The organism is Mesorhizobium sp. P3_A10, assembly GCF_056403175.1.
The window spans coordinates 227,072-240,135 of record NZ_JBFUFZ010000002.1 but is presented as its reverse complement, the minus strand read 5'-3'; the positions used below and the strand labels follow the sequence as shown (position 1 = coordinate 240,135).

Genomic DNA, 13,064 nt, shown 5'->3' with positions numbered 1-13,064 from the left:
TCGGTGCCTCATGCAAATTAGCACCGTGCTGATCACCGGGGCCCGGGCGCCGGTGGCGCTGCATTTGGCGCGGCTGCTCAACAGTGCCGGGCACCGGGTGATCCTGGCCGACAGCCCGGCTCGGCCGATCGCGGCGGCGAGCACGGCATGCGCGCTCTATCGTCGCCTGCCGCCGCCGCGTCTTGCCCCTGATGCCTATGCCGAAGCGGTGGAAGCACTTGTCCGCATCGAGGGCGTGGAGCTTGTCATCCCGACCTGCGAAGAGGTTTTCTATCTCGGCCAGCTCTGGCGCGACCGCGCCATGCCGGCCGGCCTGTTTGCGCCCGACATGGAGCTGCTCGCCCGGGTTCATGACAAGCATGCTTTCATCCGGCTGGCTGAGAGCCTTCATCTCGCCGTGCCTGAAACGACGCTGCTGCAAAGCAGGCACGATCTGCAGGCCGTGCGCGGTTGGTCGCGCGAGCTGGTGCTCAAGCCGGTCTGGTCGCGTTTTGCCAGCCATGTCCTGCTGCGCCCGTCGCCGGAAGAACTCGACGCGATCAGCCCTTCGCCCGAGATGCCGTGGGTGGCGCAGCGTTTCATCGCCGGCGAGGAGATCAGCGCCTATGCGGTGGCCCGCAACGGCGAGCTCAAGGCGCTGGCGCTCTATCGTTCGCTCTATCGCGCCGGCAAGGGTGCCGGCATCTATTTCGAGCGGGTGGAGGATGCGGCTGCGCGGCGCTTTGTCGAAGGCTTCGTCGCCGGCACCTCGTGGACCGGCCAGATCTCCTTCGACCTGATGCGCGAACAGGACGGCCAAGTGTCGCCGCTGGAGTGCAATCCACGCGCTGTGAGCGGCCTGCATTTCTTTCGCGATCCGCAGCGCTTCGCGGATGCCGTGCTTGAGGGGGGCAGCGAGGTGAAGCCGGATATCACCGCGCCACAGACGGTGCGGCTGGCCATGTGGGTATTTGGATTGCCGGCCGCCTTGCGATCCGGGCAGGTCGGACGTTTCGGCCAAGCGATGCGCGCGGCCGACGAGCTGCTCGACTGGCCCGGCGATCCCGCGCCGAAGAAAGCGCAGTGGCGCGCGCTGGCCGAGATCGCCGCCACGGCGCGGCGTCAGCGCATCAGTCTGCAGGCCGCGTCGACCCGCGATATCGAGTGGAACGGACCGCTCCAATCGTAACCGACGCTCGCAACCGCCGGGAATTTCTGGCAAACAGCGGGCCGGGGGACTTCTCGGTGTCAAACCAGCTTAAGAAATCGTGGGCAAGGCTCGCCGGCAAGGTCGCGCTCAAGGCGGCGAAAAAAGCGTTCGATCGCGGCGAGCATGCCGAGGCGGTCAAGCGCCTGCTGCCGCTCGTCGAGTCCGGCTCGGAGCCGGCACAGGGCCTGCTTGCCCAAGCCTATGCAGAGCAAGGGCTGTTCGACGAGCTCGATGCCCTGATCGGCGAGGCGGCGACGACGACCGCCAACGAGAGACTGCGCCTCATCGCCGGCGCTCTTGCCGCCGCCAGGCAGTCCGATTGGCAAACACGCAGCGCCGTTCGCCTGATCCAGTATTCGCCGCAGGTGAGCGACAGGGGTGCCGGCCATGACATTCCGGTGCCGTACCAGTCCACAGCCATCGGCGCCGTTGAACTGCCCGGTTTTCGCGAACCGGCGGCGCGGCTGCGGGCAATCCCGATCGATTTCCAAGGGAAGTCGGTGCTGGAGATCGGTTGCAATCTCGGCGGCTTTCTCCTTCCGCTCGCCCCGACCATCCGCTGGGGCGTGGGCGTCGACAACAATGCGCGCAATATCAATGTCTGCCAGAAGCTGCGCTCGGCCCGAAGCGCCGTGAACCTCGATTTCTATGCGCACGATATCGAGACCCAGCCGCTCAACCTGCTCGAGCAGTTCCTGCCCGAGCCGGGCGTCGACACCGCCTTCGTCATGCGCATCATGAGCGACGGCAGTCTTTCCGGGCTGCTCGGCCATCTCGCGGGTTTTTCCGCGGCCATCGTCTTCGAACCGATCGCCAGCCACCCGGCACGCGAAGCTGATATCGAAACGCTGAAGAGGCATTTCGCTTCGGTCCAGGTGATCGAAACCGACATCGTGGAGCCGCTCGATGGCGGACGGCACACGCTCTACTGCGCGACCGACCGGGTCGCGGCACATGGGCGGTGATCGCCCTTGATCCGCGTCACAGCTCGATCTGATGCACGCGCGGCTCTGCTGCGGCCGGCGGCATCTTGCCGTCGATGATGGCTGCGATGTCGCGGCGCAGGAAATCCAGCGGTCCGATCGCTGGCAGCACTTGCGGCGGGATGCGGGCATTGTCGCTTGCCGATTTCAGCACCCGGCGATCCTGCTGCAGCGCGAAGGCGAAGAGCGGCCTGAAGGCAAGCGCCTTGAGTTGGCCGAGCAAGCCTTGGCGCGGGCCGATAAGCCAACCGATGCCCTCGACGGTTCGCTCGTCCGCCTGGCGCAAATGGAAGGTCGTCGCCAGCGCCAGACCGCGCTTGCCCCAATATTCCAGCTCGACGATGCCCGGATGGCGGTAGCGGCCGATGGTCCTGGCCCGCTCGCCTTCCAGGAGCCGGCTGACCAGGCCCTGCTGGCGGTCCTCGCCGGTGTAGCAGCTCTCGACCCAGCCTTCGCCGCCAGTCACCTCGACGCGCACGAGATGGCGTTTGGCGGTCAGGCCGCGCAGCACCCCCTTGTGGGTGAAGTGGGTGTGGGTGGCGTCAAGAATGTTCTCGGCCGCATCGAGGACCGTCGATTGCGCCGAACTGCGCACGCGCTTCACAACGACGTCCTTGCCCTGCATGCAGTGGAGATAGGGTTCGCCTGCGGGTGTGCCTGAGGAGACGAAGACGACGCCGTCGCGCTCGATGGCGCCATAGCGGCGGATCCGGTAGTGCGGGATGTCACCGACATGGCCGGGAATGGCGGTACAGCGTCCTTCGCCATCATAGCGCCAGCCATGATAGGGGCATTCGATCTCGCCGCCAACGAGCTTGCCGGTCGACAATTCGACCAGCCTGTGGGCGCAACGGTCGAACAGTGCGGCAATCCCTTGCGCCGAGCGGAACAGCACCAGCGGCGCACCGTCGAAAAGGATGCGCTTCGGCTTGCGCCTGATATCGGCCGACAGCGCCACCGCCTGCCAATGATCCCTTTGCTTTGGATGCCGGGGTTCGTTCACAATTCAAATCTCCGAAGTAACGGAATGCCGACCCGCGCCAGCACGGTTTCCATGGTCCGCATCGCCATGCGCTGGCGCAGCGGCAGGTGGCTGGCATAGACGGCGTTGTACTCGATCGCCGGCACCGCGCCACGCCGGCGTTTGAACGCGGCGGCCCCGGCGCTCATGTTGAAGAACAGGCCGTGCGCCGTGGCATGGTCCTGCGCCATCGCCATCATCATGCGGTAGAGCCCTTCGCCAACGGGCAGGCCGGTATCGTAGCCGACGATCGGTTGCGTCAATGTCGCGCCGTTCTCGAACAGGCCGGTGACGGCGACGAGCTCACCGCCCGGCCGGCGCAGGCCGGCAAGCCTGAGAATGCCGCGGCGGTGCATCTCTGCAATGTAGCGCGCCGTGTAGTGCGGATTGAGCGGCGTGTATTTGGCGAGATAGAGCATGGTGTAGAGCGCTTCTGCGCGCGCGTAATCGGCCTCGGTGAAATCGGCATCGCCGACCCGCTCGAACGGCGTCGTGCGCAGCCGCTTGCGGTCGCGCTTCATGTCGTTGGTCATGGCTGGTGCCGAACTGCGGTCGGAAAAAATGTAGATCTGCCGCGCCGCCAACATGCGGAAGCCCTCGGCCTTCAGGGCTGCGATGGTCGCGGGATCGGCGATCTCGTTCAGCGAGCGGATGACGATGGCGCGGTCCGCAAACCGCGCCGTCAGTCTTGCGCGCATTGCCGCGATCGCCTTGCGGTCGAGCAGCGGCACCGGATTGGTCGAATAGAGCCAGTTGTTGACCTGCACCTGATGGTCGAGACCGCTCGCCTTGACCAGCGGCGCGCACAGACCGATCAGCGCCCGCACCGCCCGCTGCAGAAAGGGCGCCGAGACGAAATTGCGCGTCTCGTCGATGGCATAGTCGATATAGGCGCTGGACGGGCGGCAGATGTAGCAGTTCGGCGCCTCGCTGGCGTCGTTGAGCGTCAGCGGGAAGGATCGCCCGGCAATCTCGAACGGCTCGACGACCACCGTCAGATTGCGGATGAGATCGCGCACCGGTACCTCGTTGAAAAGCCGCGTGAAGGCCTCGACCTGGGCGGGGTTGTTTTCAACCCGATCCGCCTGCGGTTGCTCGGTCGCGACGGCCGTCGGGCTCATGCTGCCCCCAGCCGGCATTCCACACGGCGCAATTTGCGGCTGGTCTCCAGCGGCAGCGGCGCGCGCACGAGATCGATCGATACCGTTGTCTGGCGCATGGCGAGCAGTGCCCGCACCGCACCAAGCGCGGCAGAAGCCGCGTCGTCGGCGAGGTCGGGCGCAAGCCGCAGTTCGACGGCGTCGGGCGCGGTCTGGATCAGCCGGAAGTCATCAATACGGCGATCCGCCTTCAGCACCGCATTGCGAAGAATGTCGGGGGTGACCAGGATCGATCCAGTCGCCGAGGCGAGCCGGAAGACATCGTCCATGCGGCCGACGATCTCGTCCACCGTGCGCAGCGGCGAGCCGCAGCGGCATGGCGCCTTGGACAGGCGCAGCAGATCGTTCATCCGGTAGCGCGCCATGATCTGCGTCTGGCGGCGAAAGGCGGTGACCAGCGGCGTCACCAGCCCGTCGCCGACCGGCTCGAACTCGAAGAACACCGAATCCTCCGCCAGATGCAGCCCACCCTGGCGGCAGGTGACGGCGAACAGCCCTTCCGTCGCCATGTAGATCTGGTCGAGCGGCCGGCCGAAGAATTTCTCGATCACCGCCCGGTCGACCGGATCCAGCGTTTCGGCGGCTGAGAAGATGCGCAGCGGCTTGAGCCGGAAGCCGGTGGCCGCGAAATGGCGCAGCATTTTGGGCGACGCGATGATGACTGTCGGTGCGAAATCCTCGAGTGCGGCGCGCCAGCGTTCCGGACCGAGCGCCAGGTCGAAGAAGCTGAGATCGATGCGCCGGGATTTGCGGGCGCTTTCATAGAGCCCGGTGTTTTGCGGCAGGATCACGGCGACCCGCTGCCGGCGCCAGAGCAGATCGGGTACGGCCTTGGCCAGGATCGCACCGAGCCAGCGGTACTTTTCGGCCTCGGAGATGATGAACAAGCCGCGATTGCCTGATGTCCCGGTGCTGGCGCCGACTGTCAGGTCGCCGAGGCGGCCGTCGGCCGAAGCGGCGGCCCAGGCATCGCGAGCCGACACGCCGCCGATGTTGAAGCGCTCGAAATTCGCCATCAGCAGCGCCTTATCGGTCACCGGCAGGTCGCCGAGATGACGTGGCGCCTTGCCGTAGAAGGGCGCGCTCGGCAGGTCGCGGTCGAGCCAGCGGCGCAAGGCATTTGCTTGCCAACGCTCGAAATCCTTGCGACTCTTGCGCGACACCCAGCGGGTGACGGCAAACGATTTGAGCGCTTCGCCGAGCCAGCTCATCCGCCCTCGCTGTCGAGATCATAGGGCGTCGGCTCTGGGTCATGGCAGAACATGACCTCGCCGCCGGTTGCCAGAAAACGCCGCAAGGTTTCGCTGGTCGGCTCGAGGGCCGCGGCATCCTCGGCCAGCAGGGTCGCCGGCAAACCCGGCGTGCGGTTTTCGGTCAGCGCGGTGAGCAGCCATTGCGCGTCGACGGCGTAGAGCAGCGGGCGCTCCATCTTGGGGAACAGCAGCCCGAACTGGCCGTCGGCGTGGCCGGGCAAATCGACCGCGACAACGCTGCCGTCGCCGAACAGGTCGGCGCCGCCGGGCACGCCATCGTTCGGCGCGATCTGCTGCTTCGAGGAAAGCCCATCGAGACGGGCCTCGAAATCTGCCGGGAACAGCTCGCTGAAAACGCCATGGCGCAAATTCTGCCTGGTCGTTCTCGCCTTGGCCCGTGACCACGCCGCATCGCTGGCGATGAAGCGGGCATTCGGGAACAGCGACAGGCCGGCCATATGATCGGCATGGAAATGCGTGACGACAACCGCGCTTATATCGCGCAGTGTCAGGCCGAAGCGTGCCAGCACCGGCAGCGGCTGTTCGGCCGCATTGAGTGCGGGCCTGAGCACCGCGCCGTACAGGCGCAGCGCGAGGCTTCGGTCGGGGCCTGTGGTCACGTGCGGCGTGTAGCCGGTGTCGATCAGCACCGCGCCGGCTTGCGGATGCAGGATCAATCCGTAGCGCACGCGTAAGCGGATTGTCTTCCAACTGCCGCCGCGCAGGATCAGCCGCTCGGCGGCACTCACCCAGGCACTGTTGGCGAAGACGATCTTCAAGGTGCGTCTCCCCAAGAGGGTGCTTCTGCCGCGAAGGTGCGGTCGAGCCCGTCCGCGAAGGACACTTTCGGCGCCCAGCCCAACATGCGCCTTGCCTTTGAAATGTCGAGGCTCTGGGCATAGGCAAACAGGCCAAGACCATAGCGCGTCACCGCCGGTTCGGGTTGGCCCGGCAGCCGCAGCGCCACGGCCTCCATTGCGCCGGCTGCCAGCATTGCCGGCCACAGCGGCATTTTGCGCCATCGCGCGGAAAACCCGGCGCGGGCGCAGGCCTCGTCGGCGATGCGGCGCACCGGCAGCACCTCGCCGCCGGAGATGTTGAAGATCTGGCCCTCGGCGGCGCTGCCGGCCGCAAGCGCTGCCAGGATGGCATCGGCGACATCATCGACATGGGTGAGATCGATGCGCGCTCGGCCGTCGCGAAACAGCGGCAACGGACGCCGGCGCGCGGCGCCCAGCAAGCGCGGCAGCAGCGCGCGGTCGCCGGCGCCATAGATGCCGCGTGGCCGCAGGATCACCGGCTTGATTGCCGAGAGCACGATCTCCTCGCTTTGCCGCTTGGTGCGGGCATAGTGGTTGACCGGAGCGGGCAGGGCGCTGTCTTCGCGCACATCGAGCTGGTCGCGAAGGGCGAAACAGACCGAAGGGCTGGAGATATGGACGAAGCGGCTCACGCTTTGCCGCCGCGCGAAATCGACGAGGTTGCGGGTTGCCGTGACATTGGCTTTTTCGAAATCCGCCAGCCTGCCGAAGGGTGCGGAAAGGGCTGCGCAATGGACGATCGCTTCGATGTCACCGAGCTGCGCTTGTGCGGCCGCATCGAATGGCAGGGAAAGATCGTGGCGGACGACCACATGGCCGGCCGCTTCCAGGGCTGTGCAGCGCCGCGCATTCCGGCCAAGGCCCACCGCTGGCACGTCCGACGCCGCCAGCCGTGCCATGAGATGCGAACCAAGAAAACCGCTGGCGCCGGTGACGAGCACACGCCCCATGCTCACGCTTCCAGCGCCATGCCGCCGAACGACACGCCGGCCGACGTCCCAAGGAACAGCACTTTCGCGCCCGCCGCGATGCGCCCCTCGCGGCGCGCTATGTCGAGCGCGAAGGGAATCGAGGCGGCGATCTGGTTGCCGTAGTGCGCCGCGATATCGACGAGTTTTTCCCGGGCAAAGCCGGTCTGGCGCGCCATATGGGCGAGCGCAAACGGGCTGGCCTGGTGCGGCACGACGATGTCGACATCGTCATGCGTCCAGCCGGCCCGCTGCAAAAGCTCGGCGACAAAACCGTTGAAATGGCGCGACGTCACGCGAAACAATTCCTTGCCGTCCATGTGGAACTGGGCATGGCTGGCGAATTCCTGCGGCTGGCGATGGAAATCGAAGCGGGTGCCGCCGGAGCCGATGCTGCAGGCGTCGTAGGCCGAGGGGTAGGTGCGCATCAGATTGGCCTGCACCGCGCCTTCGCCTGGCGCCGCCTTGCACAGCACGGCGGCCGCCGCGCCGTCGCCGAACAGAGCGGCGATCTCCGGCTGGTCGTTCCAGGGCAAAGCGCGCGAGGCGATCTCCGAGGAAAACACCAGAGCCCGCTCGCATTGCCCGGCCTCGATCATGCGGGCGGCGGTCTCGAAGGCGGTCAGGAAGCCAAGGCAGGTGCTGTTGACGTCGAAGGCGGCGGCCGAACCGTCGGCCATGCCGAGACGTTGCATGACCAGCGGCGCCGTCGATGGCAGCGGCTGGTAGGGCACGCCGCAACCGCCGATGACGAGGTCGATATCGCCGGCCTCCAGCCCGGCATCCGCCAGAGCGCGTCGCGCCGCCGTGACGGCCAGGTCGACCTGCGATTCAGCCTCGCAGACATAGCGTTCGATGACACCGGTGGTGGCTTCGAGCTGGCCATCGCCAAGCCCTAGCCGCGCATCGAGGCTGCGCGACGTCACGCACGCAGCCGGCACGGCCCGCCCGGTTCCGATGATCTTGATCCGCATTCTCATCCCGCCGAGTGAGGAGCGCTTTTTCTAACCCGGATCGCACCCGATGGTAACAGCGCGGCGGTGACAGTCCACCGATCGCTGTGTGCCGGCCGTAGCGACCGCATTCGCTGGAAGCCCACCAGCTGCGGTGGAAGAAGCTTTCAAAATCAAGCAATTTTGCGACGCGGCGGCGTCGCAGTGCTCAGGCTTACATTTCCACGGGGTGGGCGACGGGTTGGTGCCTGGTGAAACGCGGCAGCAGGCCGGTGCACAGCACCAGCAGCACGATGATCGCAAACTGGCAGGCGATGACGGCGCCGAAGGCTTGCGCAATGCCTATGGGCTCCAGTGCCAGATAGAGCGTGCCGAGCGTGGCGACGCCGAGCGCCAGGCCGGACTGCTGCAGCGTGATGAGAACGCCGCTGCCGACGCCGGCGAGGTGGGCGGGAACATCGGCGAGCACGGCGCGGAACAGGCCAGAAAACAGCATCGATTGCCCGGCGCCGATCAACACCAGCGGCAGCGACAGTTCGACCAGGCTCACCTTTGGCCAACCGGAAACGATGATGCCGATCAGCAGCGCCAGTCCAAGCGCCTGCACGATGCCGCCCGCCGCCAGGGCGCCGCGGCCAAAGCGGTTGATCATGCGCGGGCTGACCATGGAGCCGATGAAGAACATCACCGCCATCGGCAGGATGGCGAGACCGCTTTCCAGCGGGTTGGCGCCGAGGCCGTTCTGCACGGTGAGCGCGAAGACGAACATGAAGGCGCCGAAGCCGACGCTGAACAGCGTGATCATGGCCAGTCCGCGCGACATCGAGGGCAGCTTGAGCAGCGATGGAGGCAGCAACGGCACCTCGCCGCGCGCCTCGGCAGCCCGTTCGACAATGACGGTCAGCACGGCCAGCACCACGGCGGCCGCCAGCATCATCCTGGTCCAGGTCGGCCAGCCCAGCGAATGGCCTTCGGTCAGCGGCACCAGAAGGGCGGTCAGCGTGGCCGCGAAAAGCACAGTGCCGGGCAGGTCGATGCCGGCCGGGTGCGGCGAGCGGCTGGCCGGCACGACCTGCCGCGAGGCGAAGAACACGATGATGCCGAGCGGAATGTTGATCAGGAAGATTGGCCGCCACGAGGTGCCGAACAGATTGGCGCTGACCAGCAGTCCGCCGGCGAGTTGGCCGACGACCGCCGCGATGCCCGAGGTGGCGCCGTAGAGCGCGATGGCCTTGGTCTTGCGTTCGCCGGCGAGCGTCGCCTGGAAGGTTGCCAGCACCTGTGGCACAAGCATCGCCGCCGTTGCGCCCTGGACCAGGCGAGCGGCGATCAGCGCCTCGATCGTAGGGGCCAAGCCGCAGGCCAATGACGCCAGGATGAAGCCGGAAAGCCCGACCAGAAACAGGCTGTGGCGGCCGAAACGATCGCCAAGCCTGCCACCCAGCACGAGCATGGCGGCATAGGCAACGCCATAGACGGAAACCACCAACTCAAGTGCGGCCGGTGTCGCCTGGAGCGAGGCGGAGATCGTCGGCAGCGCCACGTTGACGATGAAGAAGTCGGCGATCGGCAGGAAGGCGCCGGCCAGCAAGACGTACACGCCGACCGCGTGCAGTCCTCCGGCAAGGGCCATGGAGCGGGGAGAATGCCGGCCGGCGGTGTCCATTGAATGGGTCATGCGAACCTCCAGGTGCTTATGCATATATAGTTATGCAAACATAATCATTATGTACATATACATATCTGGCCGGGCGCTGTAAACTCTGCTGATGAAGACCGACAGCGAATCGTCCACAGGCAAGCCTCCACCGGTCCGGTGGGCGGATCTGGCCGACCTGATCCTGATCATCGCCCGCGAGATCCAGTTCCGCGGCTATCGCGACGAGCGGGCGCTATCCCTCACGCAATCGGAGGGCATGGTCATGCGCCATCTGGTTGCGCACGCCTCGGCGACGCCGAGCCAGATCGCCGTCGCGACCGGGCTGCAGCGCGCCAACGTGTCTCCGGTGCTGCGCGACCTTGAAAGCAAGGGGCTGATCGAGCGGCATGTCGATCCGGCGGACCGCCGCGGCGTCAGCGTCCACCGCACGCGGCGCGGGGCCGAAAACTACGCGCTGGTGCGCAAGGAATGGGGCGCAGCCATCTCCGCCGCCGCCGGCGGCGACAGCAGCGGGCTCGACGCCGCGCTCACTCTTCTCAGCTCCATTGAAGCCGGCCTGATCTCGACACGGCCCAGGGCCACTGATGACGAGACGCGTGGCTCCGACCGCCGGCGGGACCTTTAGTATCCGACTTGATTGGGCTAGGCATGCCGGCCTTCTGGCTATTCAATCGGGCAAGCGGGTCTGATATAGGTCAGCGAGATTGACCTATAATCGACCTGTGGCCGAGCGGGAGGTGCGTTTTGACATTGATGAACCTGTTGGCATCGCGCTCTTCGCGCATGAAGGCGTCGGAAATCCGCGAACTGCTGAAGCTGCTCGACCAGCCCGACATCATCTCGTTTGCCGGTGGCATTCCGGACCCTGCGCTGTTCCCGTCGCAGGCGATCGCCGATGCCTATGCTTCGGTGCTGGGCAGCGCCGATGCCGCGTCGGCGCTGCAGTACCAGGTCAGCGAAGGCTATCTGCCGTTGCGGCGCTGGCTGGCTGGGCAGATGGGCAAGCTCGGCGTCGCCTGCGACGAGAACAACATCCTGATCACCTCGGGCTCGCAGCAGGCGTTGGATTATCTCGGCAAGCTGTTTCTGTCGCCGGGCGATACGGCGCTTGTCACCTGGCCGACCTATCTCGGCGCGCTGCAGGCCTTCAACGCCTATGAGCCACGCTATGACCGGCTGACGCCCGATGGCGGCAACATGACGCCCGACGCCTATCGCGCCGCGGCCGCTGCCAACGGCGGCAAGGTCAAGTTCGCCTATCTGGTGCCGGATTTCGCCAACCCCACCGGCGAGACCTTGGGCCTCAAGCAGCGCGAGGCCGTGCTCGATCTCGCCGGCGAGCTCGACATCGCCGTCATTGAGGACGCCGCCTATCGCGCGCTGCGCTATGATGGGCAGGGCGTGGCGCCGATCCTGGCGCTCGACTGCGCCCGCTCCGGCGGCATTGACAATGCCCGCACGCTCTATTGCGGCTCGTTCTCAAAAATCCTGTCGCCGGGCATGCGCGTCGGCTGGGTCTGCGCGCCGCGCCGCGTCATCGAGAAGCTGGTGCTGATGAAGCAGGCGTCGGACCTGCACAGCCCGTCGATCAACCAGGTGGTGATGCACCGCGTCGCCGAGTCCGTGTTCGATAGCCAGGTCGAAAAGCTCATCGACGCTTACCGGGAGCGCCGCGATGGCCTGCTTGCGGCGTTGGCGGCCAACATGCCGCAAGGCGTGACCTGGACGCGGCCCGATGGCGGCATGTTCGTCTGGGTGACGCTGCCCGAAGGTGCCGACGCCACGGCGCTTTTGGCGCGGGCGGTCAAGGAAGCGCGCGTCGCCTTCGTGCCCGGCAGTGCCTTCTATGCCGACGGGGCCGGCCGCAACACGCTGCGGCTCTCCTTCACGCTCGCCGACAAGCGCGCGGTGAGCGAAGGGATACCGAGGCTGGCGAAGATTCTGAAGGGGTAGGCGCCAACGCTGAAGCTGCCAATCTCCCCCCGTGTGGGGGAGATGCCCGGCAGGGCAGAGGGGGGCGCTGTCCCGCCAGCCCTTCCAACCACCATAGTAGTAGCTCAGGCAGGTTCCGGTTCGCCTGCATTGGACAGAGAGATCGCGATCCTTCGCGCCCCCCTCTGTCCTGCCGGACATCTCCCCCACGAGGGGGGAGATTGCTCCTCATCCATAGGCTCCGCATTCGCCACTTGAGCCATTCGACCGGAGGTGGCAGGTTGGCGCGCCGGCCGGGCAGGGCTCCCATGGCCGAATGAGAAATGCCATGCCCAGCGCCGCTTCGACATCACCACGCGTGATCCTGCTCATCGGCAGTGCGCCCGATGTGGTGCGTTGCGAGGCCTGGCCGAAGGCCGCTTTCAGCAAGATCGTCGCCATCAACAATGCCTGGCGCGTGCGCCCCGACTGGGATTTTCTCGTCCATTCCGGCGATTTTCCGTCCGACCGGCTGCCCCCGGGCGCCAGGCTGCGGCAGGCGCAGATCTTCAGCGCCTCGCAATATGTGCCGGCGCAGAACGCCTTCGGCGGCTTCGTCTATGCCGGCGCCACCATGTCGCTGACCTCGGCCTACTGGACCATCCACAGCCAGAGGCCGGATGTGCTGGCGTTCCTCGGCTGCGACATGATCTACGACCAGCCCGACAAGACGCATTTCTACGGCATCGGCCGTCCCGATCCGCTGCGCGACGACGTCACGCTGCGCAATCTCGAGGCCAAGTCCGCCCGCCTGCTTGTCCAGGCGCTGCGGCGGGACTGCCTGTGCATCAACCTGTCCGAATTGCCACGCAGCCGGCTGATCTTTCCGAGGCTGAGCTTCGAAGAGCTGAAAAGCCTGTCGCGGGCAAGGGTCGCCGAAATGAAAGCGGAGATCCTTGCCGGCATTGCGCACGACAGAGCCGAGAAGGCCGAAAGGATCGAGCAGGACCTCGGCTATTTCTACGAGGACGGCATGTACTGGAACCATCTCGACGAGATCGACGAGACTTACCTGGCCGACATCGACCGGCTGTGGATATCCGCGGTTCAAAAGGCCTAGCGCGTCACGGAAAGTTGCGCATGCC

Annotated in this window: 12 protein-coding genes; 5 read left to right on the top strand and 7 right to left on the bottom strand. The window is 66.2% G+C overall.

What is annotated here, in order from left to right:
• Nucleotides 1-10: 10 nt before the first annotated feature.
• Both AC1DXU_RS07945 and AC1DXU_RS07940 read left to right on the top strand, forming a co-directional pair.
• A complete protein-coding gene (locus AC1DXU_RS07945; protein WP_477366687.1) occupies nt 11-1,168 on the top strand; it encodes an ATP-grasp domain-containing protein in 1,158 nt (385 codons plus the stop codon).
• Between the two features lie 56 nt (nt 1,169-1,224).
• Nucleotides 1,225-2,154 carry a class I SAM-dependent methyltransferase gene (locus AC1DXU_RS07940; protein WP_477366684.1) on the top strand — a complete coding sequence of 310 codons (930 nt, stop codon included), beginning with the start codon at nt 1,225-1,227 and terminating at the stop codon, nt 2,152-2,154.
• A gap of 16 nt (nt 2,155-2,170) precedes the next feature.
• Here the strand turns inward: AC1DXU_RS07940 and AC1DXU_RS07935 are convergent, their stop codons facing one another.
• The 7 genes from AC1DXU_RS07935 to AC1DXU_RS07905 all read right to left on the bottom strand — a co-directional run bounded on the left by AC1DXU_RS07935 (nt 2,171) and on the right by AC1DXU_RS07905 (nt 10,026).
• Nucleotides 2,171-3,175, bottom strand: a complete 1,005-nt coding sequence (locus AC1DXU_RS07935) for a Rieske 2Fe-2S domain-containing protein (RefSeq protein ID WP_477366681.1) — start codon at nt 3,173-3,175, stop codon at nt 2,171-2,173.
• A complete protein-coding gene (locus AC1DXU_RS07930; protein WP_477366678.1) occupies nt 3,172-4,314 on the bottom strand; it encodes a GNAT family N-acetyltransferase in 1,143 nt (380 codons plus the stop codon). The genes AC1DXU_RS07935 and AC1DXU_RS07930 overlap by 4 nt, the downstream gene beginning before the upstream one ends.
• The gene (locus AC1DXU_RS07925) at nt 4,311-5,564 is read right to left on the bottom strand and encodes a F390 synthetase-related protein (RefSeq protein WP_477366675.1); all 1,254 of its coding nucleotides are present in this window, start codon (nt 5,562-5,564) and stop codon (nt 4,311-4,313) included. Before AC1DXU_RS07925 ends, AC1DXU_RS07930 begins: the two co-directional genes overlap by 4 nt.
• The gene (locus AC1DXU_RS07920; RefSeq protein ID WP_477366672.1) at nt 5,561-6,385 is read right to left on the bottom strand and encodes an MBL fold metallo-hydrolase; all 825 of its coding nucleotides are present in this window, start codon (nt 6,383-6,385) and stop codon (nt 5,561-5,563) included. Before AC1DXU_RS07920 ends, AC1DXU_RS07925 begins: the two co-directional genes overlap by 4 nt.
• Nucleotides 6,382-7,377: an NAD-dependent epimerase/dehydratase family protein gene (locus AC1DXU_RS07915; RefSeq protein ID WP_477366669.1), complete on the bottom strand. Its 996-nt coding sequence runs from the start codon at nt 7,375-7,377 to the stop codon at nt 6,382-6,384. The genes AC1DXU_RS07920 and AC1DXU_RS07915 overlap by 4 nt, the downstream gene beginning before the upstream one ends.
• Nucleotides 7,378-7,379: 2 nt before the next feature.
• On the bottom strand, nt 7,380-8,369 hold the full coding sequence (locus AC1DXU_RS07910) for a 3-oxoacyl-ACP synthase III family protein (RefSeq protein ID WP_477366666.1): 990 nt from the start codon (nt 8,367-8,369) through the stop codon (nt 7,380-7,382).
• A 193-nt stretch (nt 8,370-8,562) separates the two neighbouring features.
• The gene (locus tag AC1DXU_RS07905; protein WP_477366663.1) at nt 8,563-10,026 is read right to left on the bottom strand and encodes an MFS transporter; all 1,464 of its coding nucleotides are present in this window, start codon (nt 10,024-10,026) and stop codon (nt 8,563-8,565) included.
• 91 nt (nt 10,027-10,117) lie between these two features.
• Between AC1DXU_RS07905 and AC1DXU_RS07900 the strand changes: the two genes are divergently transcribed.
• From AC1DXU_RS07900 to AC1DXU_RS07890, 3 genes are all read left to right on the top strand, one after another.
• Complete coding sequence (locus AC1DXU_RS07900) at nt 10,118-10,633, top strand: MarR family winged helix-turn-helix transcriptional regulator (RefSeq protein WP_477366660.1); 516 nt, start codon at nt 10,118-10,120, stop codon at nt 10,631-10,633.
• Nucleotides 10,634-10,761: 128 nt separating this feature from the next.
• Nucleotides 10,762-11,961, top strand: coding sequence for an aminotransferase-like domain-containing protein (locus AC1DXU_RS07895; protein WP_477368882.1), 1,200 nt, complete (start codon nt 10,762-10,764; stop codon nt 11,959-11,961).
• Between the two features lie 307 nt (nt 11,962-12,268).
• Complete coding sequence (locus AC1DXU_RS07890) at nt 12,269-13,039, top strand: hypothetical protein (protein WP_477366657.1); 771 nt, start codon at nt 12,269-12,271, stop codon at nt 13,037-13,039.
• Nucleotides 13,040-13,064 lie beyond the last annotated feature (25 nt).